5 protein-coding genes are annotated in these 8,859 nt (G+C 71.9%); 3 read left to right on the top strand and 2 right to left on the bottom strand.

Annotated features, from left to right (window positions below; genetic code table 11):
- Positions 1–390: 390 nt before the first annotated feature.
- Positions 391–921, bottom strand: coding sequence for an Rv3235 family protein (locus ACWGH0_RS34230; RefSeq protein WP_453408175.1), 531 nt, complete (start codon positions 919–921; stop codon positions 391–393).
- Between the two features lie 279 nt (positions 922–1,200).
- Here ACWGH0_RS34230 and ACWGH0_RS34225 point away from each other — a divergent pair, with 279 nt between their 5' ends.
- Positions 1,201–1,707 (top strand): DUF6912 family protein, encoded by a 507-nt coding sequence (locus ACWGH0_RS34225; RefSeq protein ID WP_453408176.1) that lies wholly within the window; start codon positions 1,201–1,203, stop codon positions 1,705–1,707.
- 42 nt (positions 1,708–1,749) lie between these two features.
- Complete coding sequence (locus tag ACWGH0_RS34220; protein WP_453408174.1) at positions 1,750–2,415, top strand: HAD family hydrolase; 666 nt, start codon at positions 1,750–1,752, stop codon at positions 2,413–2,415.
- Positions 2,416–2,844: 429 nt separating this feature from the next.
- Here the strand turns inward: ACWGH0_RS34220 and ACWGH0_RS34215 are convergent, their stop codons facing one another.
- Positions 2,845–3,411: a DJ-1/PfpI family protein gene (locus tag ACWGH0_RS34215; protein WP_453408173.1), complete on the bottom strand. Its 567-nt coding sequence runs from the start codon at positions 3,409–3,411 to the stop codon at positions 2,845–2,847.
- A 443-nt stretch (positions 3,412–3,854) separates the two neighbouring features.
- Between ACWGH0_RS34215 and ACWGH0_RS34210 the strand changes: the two genes are divergently transcribed.
- Positions 3,855–8,810 (top strand): NAD-glutamate dehydrogenase, encoded by a 4,956-nt coding sequence (locus ACWGH0_RS34210; RefSeq protein ID WP_453408172.1) that lies wholly within the window; start codon positions 3,855–3,857, stop codon positions 8,808–8,810.
- Positions 8,811–8,859 lie beyond the last annotated feature (49 nt).

Genomic DNA, 8,859 nt, shown 5'->3' with positions numbered 1-8,859 from the left:
CCGACATGGTGTCCGGCCCCGGCCGCGTTCCGGCTCGCGGGGGCGTGTCGGGCCGGTGCTCGCCCGGCCGTCCGGCCGGCCCCGTCCGGCTTGTGTACGGCTTCCCGGCGGTGTCCGGGCCCCGCCCCGGCTGTTTCCGGCTTGCCGCGCCGTCTCCGGGGCTCGTGCGTGCCCGCTTGCTCGACGCCCGCCAAGCCGTGTCCGGTCGGCAGCCGCCGCTCGGACTACGGGTCCGTGTCCGGCCTGTGGTTGCCGTCCTGCCGTGTCCGGTCGGCCGCCGACAGGCGGGCTGCGGGTCCGTGTCCGGCCTGTGCCGCCCGACCCGGCCGTGTTCCCTCCACCGCCGGCGGTCCGGCCGGCGGCACGTGCCCCGGGGTGCGTGACGGGGTGCTAGGCCGGTGTGCCGGTCGGTGCCGTCGGGGTTCCGCCCAGTTCGACGGCGGCGCAGCGCCACCGCAGGTCGCGGCCCTGTTCCAGGCGGAACGCCATCGCCCGCACCTGCTCGCCGGCCGCGATGCTGGCGAACGCCTCCACGACGCCGGGACGCGGGTGGAAGCCGCCGCAGGTACGCACGACGGGCGAGGCGCCGCGCGTGCGCAGCGGGGTCCGGGGAGCGAGCTGGACCAGCTGCTCGTACGCCTCGCCGATGGTGTGGCCGAGCATCCAGTGCACGGGGCGACGGCCGCTGAGCACCGCCAGGAGGCGCTCGGCGAACTGTGCGTGGGGCGTCGGGCGGTGCTGGTGCGCGGCGCGGCGCTGGGCCGGGACCGTGGCGGTGGGCGCCGGTGCGGGGGTGCGGACGGGGCTGGGTGTGCGGGTGGGGGCGGTGGCGGCTGTGGGGCCGATGGCGGTCCTGGGTGTGGGTACGCCGGGCCTGCGCTGGTCGCGTCGTCCTTGCGGCCGGGTCTTGTCCTTGTGCATCGGTGTGCCCCGCTCTGCCGGCCCGGTTGCGTTACCGGGTAGTAACTTCTGCTGGTGATCTTCTACGCGCGGCGGGCCGGCGGCGGCAAGGCGCCGCAGGGGCGGGAGGCGCCGGCGGCGGGAATCACCTATCAGGGTGACGAGGGGCAGTGCTGGAGCGGTCGCGGGCCGACCGGCGACGCACGGAGTGGACGGCGCGGAGCCCGGGGACCACCACCCCGAAGGGGGACTCCGTACGTATCCTTGAGGCCGCCTCCCGACTACGAAAGCGGCCTGCCGATGCGCGTCTACGTCCCCCTGACCCTTCCCGGTCTCGCTGAGGCGCACAAGGCGGGACAGCTGGGCCCCGGCCCGCTGACGGCCTACGCCGTGACGCCGGGCCTGCGCGAGTGGTACGTCTCGGACGACATCGAGGAGCTCGAGTACGCGGCCCTCAACCGCGCCGCCGCTGCGTCGCTGCGGCTGCTCGCCGGTGACCCGGGCGCGGCCCGGCGCCGGGTCGTCGTGGCCGTCGACGTACCGGACGGGGACGCGGTGGCCGACCCGGACCGCGGACTGGACGCGGCGGCGATCGGCGAGGTGCGGATCGCCGCCGCGGTGCCGCTGAAGAAGGCGGCGGCGGTGCACGTGGACGCGGACGACGCCGAGGCGGACGTCACGGCCGCCGCCGCCGCGCTGGGTGCGGCGGACCACGGCGACGACGACGCTCAGTTCACGGTCGACGGCGCGGAGGACCACGAGCTGCTCTGGTTCGGGGTGCAGGAGATTCCGAACCTGATCGGCTGACGGCCGGAATGCGTTGTCGTACTCCACGGGTACCTTCTTGGAATGGGGAAGCACACGACGACGCACCTCGTCTGGGACTGGAACGGCACGCTGCTCGACGACATCAGCGCTGTCATCGGCGCGACGAACGCCGCGTTCGCCGAGATCGGTATCGAGCCGATCACGCTGGCGCGCTACCGGGAGCTGTACTGCGTGCCGATCCCGCGCTTCTACGAGCGGCTGAGGGGGCGGCTGCCGACGGAGGCGGAGTGGCTCGTCATGGACGAGGCCTTCCACCGGCACTACACCGAGCTGCGCGTCGTGTGCGCGCTGGCCCAGGGGGTGGAGGAGCTGCTCGTCGAGTGGGGGGCCGCGGGGCGGAGCCAGTCGCTGCTGAGCATGTACGGGCACGAGCAGCTGGTGCCGGTCGTGCGGCAATACGGGATCGAACGCCACTTCGTGCGGGTCGACGGGCGGACCGGGCCGTCGGGCGGCAGCAAGGCCGCGCACATGGCCCGGCACGTCGCCGCGCTCGGCGGCGTCACGCCGGAGCGGGTGGTCGTGATCGGTGACGCGGTCGACGACGCGGTGGCGGCGGCGCACGTGGGGGCGCGGGCCGTCCTCTACACCGGCGGCTCGCACAGCCGGGCCAGCCTTGAGCCGGCCGGAGTGCCCGTGGTGGACACGCTGGCGGAGGCGGTGGAGCTGGCGGAGCAGTGGACGGGGTGACACTCCGCCCGGACCGCAGGACCACGGGAGCCCGGGACCACGGGAGCCCGGGACCACGGGAGCCCGGGACCACGGGAGCCCGGGCTGCCGCGGGCCGGCCCCTCGTCCCGCCTAGGCCCACGGCCCCCCGGACCCGGCCGCCCGTACCCACGGCCCGCCGGGCCCAGGCCCTACGCCCGCGCCGTGGACAGGCCCCGTACGCACGCCGTAGACCGGCCCGAGTCCCCACTGCGCGGCCCGCCCGCCCACGCCGTAACCAGGCCTCCGCACCCACGCCGTAGCCAGGCCCCGCACCTACGCCGTACCCGGGCCCCGTACGCACGCCGTAGACCAGCCACCGTCCCCACAGCGTGGCCCGCACGCCCACGCCGTAGACCGGCCAGCCACGTCAGCCCTGCCGCCCCCCGCCGGCGAGGCGTCCGACCGCCCCTACGGCACAGCTCCCACCGCCCGCAGCACCTTGAGGAACTCGCGCATCCACATCGGGTGGTCGGGCCAGGCGCGGGCCGAGACCAGGGTGCCGTCGACCACCGTCTCCGCGTCCTGGAACGTCGCCCCGGCGGCCTGCATGTCGAGTTCAAGCGCCGGGTAGGCCGTCACCCTGCGCCCGGCCAGGCCGTCCACGGCGGCCGTCAGGAGCGGCCCGTGGCAGATCTGGGCGACCGGCTTGTCCGCGTCGAAGAACGCTTTGAGGATCTTGCGCAGTTCCAGGTCGTTGCGCAGGTACTCCGGGGCCCGTCCGCCCGGAATCACCAGGGCGGCGTACCGGCTGGGCTCGACCTCGGAGAAGGCGAGATCGGCCGGCCAGGTGTAGCCGGGCTTCTCGGTGTACGTGTCGAAACCGGGCTCGAAGTCGTGCACCACGAACCGGAGCTGCTTGCGGGCCGGGGCGGCGATGTGGACCTCGTACCCCTCCTCCCGCAGCCGTTGGTACGGATAGAGGACTTCCAGCGATTCCGCCGCGTCGCCGGTGACGACGAGGATCTTGGGTGCCATGGCTGAGTGCTCCCCTCGGGCGGCCGGTGCCGTACCCTCCGGTTCAACGTGCACCCGGCGGCTGCGTTTGCCAAGACGCCCCGCCGGACCCGGTAAGGGGCATCACGGCGGCCGTCGCTGTCCAGAGTGTCAAACTTCCAGGCTGGTTTTGTACACCGATCGGACATGACGGGGCCCCCGTGCGGGGAGATAGCCTGGTGCCGTGATCAGCGCGATAGCCCTCGGGGGCAGTGAAGCCCCCGGCATGCGCCCGGAGCATCCACGTGCCCGGGTGATCGCTGGTCCCCGAAACCCCGGCCGGCCGTCAAAATTGGCCAATAACGTCATGGGTATCTCTCATCGCGGCATAACGTCGACCCGACCGGATACCCCCGCGTCGTGGGCGTTTGTGCCACCTTTCTTCACCTACGTCACGCAACGGCGCGCGACAGGAGCCAGAGGACATGCAGACCAAGCTGGACGAAGCCAAGGCCGAGCTGCTCGTACGGGCGGCCCGGGTAGCTGAGAACAGCCCGGCCGGGGGGCAACCTTCGACTGGGTCCACGAGTGAAGGCACTCCCGACAGGGAGACGCTCCTCGCGTACCTCCAGCGCTACTACCTGCACACGGCCCCCGAAGACCTCGCCGACCGCGATCCGGTCGACGTGTTCGGCGCGGCGCTCTCGCACTACCGGCTGGCGGAAAAGCGCCCGCAGGGCACGGCCAACGTCCGGGTGCACACCCCGACCGTCGAGGAGAACGGCTGGACGTGCAGTCACTCCGTCGTCGAGGTGGTCACCGACGACATGCCCTTCCTCGTCGACTCGGTCACCAACGAGCTGTCCCGCCAGGGCCGCGGCATCCACGTCGTGATCCACCCGCAGGTCACCGTGCGCCGTGACGTCACCGGCAAGCTGATCGAGGTCCTCCCCGCCGACGGCGCGCGCCGCGACGAGACGCTCCCGCACGACGCGTGCGTGGAGAGCTGGATCCACGTGGAGATCGACCGGGAGACCGACCGCTCCGACCTCAAGCAGATCACCGCCGACCTGCTGCGTGTCCTGAACGACGTCCGCGAGGCCGTCGAGGACTGGGAGAAGATGCGCGACTCGGCGCTGCGCATCGCCGACGAGCTGCCGAGCGAGCCGACCGCCGACGACCTGCGCGACCTGGAGGTCGACGAGGCCCGCGAACTGCTGCGCTGGCTGGCCGCCGACCACTTCACCTTCCTCGGCTACCGCGAGTACGAGCTGACGGCGGACGACGCGCTGTCCGCCGTCCCCGGGACCGGCCTCGGCATCCTGCGTTCCGACCCGCACCACAGCGGCGACGAGGACCACCCGGTGAGCCCGTCGTTCAGCCGGCTGCCCGCCGACGTCCGGGCGAAGGCCCGCGAGCACAAGCTGCTCGTACTGACGAAGGCCAACAGCCGCTCGACCGTGCACCGGCCCAGCTACCTCGACTACGTCGGCGTGAAGAAGTTCGACGCCGACGGGAACGTCATCGGCGAGCGGCGCTTCCTCGGTCTGTTCTCCTCGGCCGCGTACACCGAGTCCGTACGCCGCGTCCCCGTCGTCCGCCGCAAGGTCGCGGAGGTGCTGGAGACCGCGGGCTTCTCGCCCAACAGCCACGACGGCCGCGACCTGCTCCAGATCCTGGAGACGTACCCGCGCGACGAGCTGTTCCAGACGCCCGTCGACCAGCTGACGTCCATCGTCACCAGCGTGCTCTACCTCCAAGAGCGGCGCCGGCTGCGGCTCTACCTGCGTCAGGACGAGTACGGGCGCTACTACTCCGCCCTCATCTACCTGCCCCGCGACCGCTACACGACCAGCGTGCGCCTGCGGCTCATCGACATCCTCAAGGAGGAGCTCGGCGGCACCAGCGTCGACTTCACCGCGTGGAACACCGAGTCGATCCTCTCCCGCCTGCACTTCGTCGTCCGCGTCCCGGCCGGCACCGAGCTGCCGACCCTCACCGACGCCGACACCGAGCGCATCGAGAGCCGGCTCGTCGAGGCCGCCCGCTCCTGGGCCGACGGCTTCGCCGAGGCCATGAACGCCGAGCTGGGCGAGGAGCGCGCCGCCGAGCTGCTGCGCCGGTACGGTCACGCCTTCCCCGAGGGTTACAAGGCCGACCACTCGCCGCGCGCCGCCGTCGCCGACCTGGTCCACCTCGAACAGCTGACGCACGGGCGCAACAGCTTCTCGCTGTCCCTGTACGAGCCGGTGGGCGCCGGCCCCAACGAGCGGCGCTTCAAGATCTACCGGATCGGTGAGCAGGTCTCCCTGTCCGCCGTGCTGCCCGTGCTCCAGCGCCTCGGCGTCGAGGTCGTCGACGAGCGTCCGTACGAGCTGCGGTGCGCCGACCGCACGCACGCCTGGATCTACGACTTCGGCCTGCGCATGCCCAGGTCGAACGGCAACGACGGCCACCTCGCCGACGACGCGCGCCAGCGCTTCCAGGAAGCGTTCTCCGCCGTGTGGACCGGGCAGGCCGAGAACGACGGCTTCAACGCCCTCGTCCTGAGCGCCGGACTCGACTGGCGGCAGGCGATGGTGCTGCGCGCGTACGCGAAGTACCTGCGCCAGGCCGGTTCCACCTTCAGCCAGGACTACATGGAGGACACCCTCCGCAACAACGTCCACACCACCCGGCTGCTGGTCTCGCTCTTCGAGGCGCGGATGTCGCCGGAGCGCCAGATCGCGGGCACCGAGCTCACCGACGGGCTGCTCGAAGAGCTCGACGGCGCGCTGGACCAGGTCGCGTCCCTCGACGAGGACCGGATCCTGCGGTCCTTCCTGACCGTCATCAAGGCCACGCTGCGCACCAGCTTCTTCCAGAAGACCGCGACCGGCGAGCCGCACGGCTACGTGTCGATGAAGTTCGACCCGCAGGCGATCCCGGACCTCCCCGCGCCCCGCCCGGCGTTCGAGATCTGGGTGTACTCGCCGCGCGTCGAGGGCGTCCACCTGCGCTTCGGCAAGGTAGCCCGCGGTGGTCTGCGCTGGTCCGACCGCCGCGAGGACTTCCGTACCGAGGTGCTCGGCCTGGTCAAGGCGCAGATGGTGAAGAACACCGTCATCGTGCCGGTCGGCGCCAAGGGCGGCTTCGTCGCGAAGAACCTGCCGGACCCGTCCGTCGACCGTGACGCGTGGATGGCCGAGGGCATCGCCTCGTACAAGACGTTCATCTCGGCGCTGCTGGACATCACCGACAACATGGTGGCCGGCGAGGTCGTGCCGCCGATTGACGTCGTCCGCCACGACGAGGACGACACGTACCTCGTCGTCGCCGCCGACAAGGGCACCGCCACCTTCTCCGACATCGCCAACGAGATCGCGGTCGCCTACAACTTCTGGCTCGGCGACGCCTTCGCGTCCGGCGGCTCGGTCGGCTACGACCACAAGGGCATGGGCATCACCGCCCGCGGCGCCTGGGAGTCCGTCAAGCGGCACTTCCGCGAGCTCGGCCACGACACGCAGAGCGAGGACTTCACCGTCGTCGGCGTCGGTGACATGTCCGGCGACGTGTTCGGCAACGGCATGCTGCTCTCCGAGCACATCCGCCTGGTCGCGGCCTTCGACCACCGGCACATCTTCATCGACCCGACGCCGGACGCGGCCACCTCGTACGCCGAGCGCCGCCGTCTGTTCGAGCTGCCGCGCTCCTCGTGGGCCGACTACGACACGGACCTGCTGTCGGCCGGCGGCGGCGTCCACCCGCGCAGCGCCAAGGCGATCCCGATCAACGCGCACATCCGCGAGGCGCTCGGCATCGAGCGGGGCATCACCAAGATGACACCGGCCGACCTGATGAAGGCCATCCTCAAGGCGCCGGTCGACCTGCTGTGGAACGGCGGCATCGGTACGTACGTCAAGTCCTCGGCGGAGGCGAACGCCGACGTCGGCGACAAGGCGAACGACGCGATCCGCGTCAACGGCGAGGAGCTGCGGGTCAAGGTCGTCGGCGAGGGCGGCAACCTGGGCGCGACCCAGCTCGGCCGCATCGAGTTCGCGCGGCGCGGCGCGGGCGGCGAGGGCGGGCGGATCAACACCGACGCCATCGACAACAGCGCGGGCGTGGACACCTCCGACCACGAGGTGAACATCAAGATCCTGCTGAACGGCCTCGTCGCGGACGGCGACATGACCGTCAAGCAGCGCAACCAGCTGCTCGCCACGATGACCGACGAGGTCGGTTCGCTCGTCCTGCGCAACAACTACGCCCAGAACGTGGCCCTGGCGAACGCCGTCGCCCAGGCGCCCTCCCTGCTCCACGCCCACCAGCGCTTCATGCGCCGCCTGGAGCGCGACGGGCACCTGAACCGCCCGCTGGAGTTCCTGCCCACCGACCGGCAGATCCGCGAACTGCTGAGCGCGGGCCGCGGCCTGAGCCAGCCCGAGCTCGCCGTCCTCATGGCGTACACCAAGATCACGGTGGCGGAGGAGCTCATCCACACCGGTCTGCCGGACGACCCGCACCTGCGGGGCCTGCTGCACGCGTACTTCCCGCAGGCGCTGCGCGAGCAGTTCGGCGAGCAGATCGACGCGCACGCGCTGCGCCGCGAGATCATCACGACGGTCCTGGTCAACGACACCGTGAACACCGGCGGCTCGACCTTCCTGCACCGCCTGCGGGAGGAGACCGGGGCGTCGATCGAGGAGATCGTACGGGCGCAGTTCGCGGCCCGCGCGATCTTCGGGCTCGGCGAGGTCTGGGACGCCGTCGAGGCGCTCGACAACCGGGTCGCGGCCGACGTGCAGACCCGGATCCGGCTGCACTCCCGCCGCCTCGTCGAGCGCGGCACGCGCTGGCTGCTGGGCAACCGGCCGCAGCCGTTGCAGCTCGCCGAGACCATCGAGTTCTTCAGCGCCGGGGTCGCACGGGTCTGGGACGAGCTGCCGAAGCTGCTGCGCGGCGCGGACCTGGAGTGGTACCAGAGCATCCTGGACGAGCTGACGGACGCGGGCGTGCCCGAGGAGCTGGCGCTGCGGGTGGCCGGGTTCTCGTCGGCCTTCCCGACGCTCGACATCGTCGCGATCGCGGAGCGCACCGGCAAGACGCCGATGGAGGTCGCCGAGGTGTACTACGACCTGGCCGACCGCCTGTCCATCACCCAGCTCATGGACCGGATCATCGAGCTGCCGCGGGCCGACCGCTGGCAGTCCATGGCCCGCGCCTCCATCCGCGAGGACCTGTACGCGGCGCACGCCGGCCTGACGCAGGACGTGCTCTCCGTGGGCAACGGCGCCTCGACGCCGGAGGAGCGCTTCAAGGCCTGGGAGGACAAGAACGCGGCGATCCTGGGCCGCGCGCGCACGACGCTGGAGGAGATCCACGGCTCGGACGCGTTCGACCTGGCGAACCTGTCGGTGGCCATGCGCACCATGCGCACCATGCTGCGCACCCGCGTCTGACGGGTACGAACACGCAGGGCGCCCCCGCACCGGAATTCCGGTGCGGGGG

The organism is Streptomyces sp. NPDC054887 (assembly GCF_053610585.1).
Note: the sequence above shows the minus strand (reverse complement) of the source record. Positions and strands in the feature narration are given on the sequence as shown.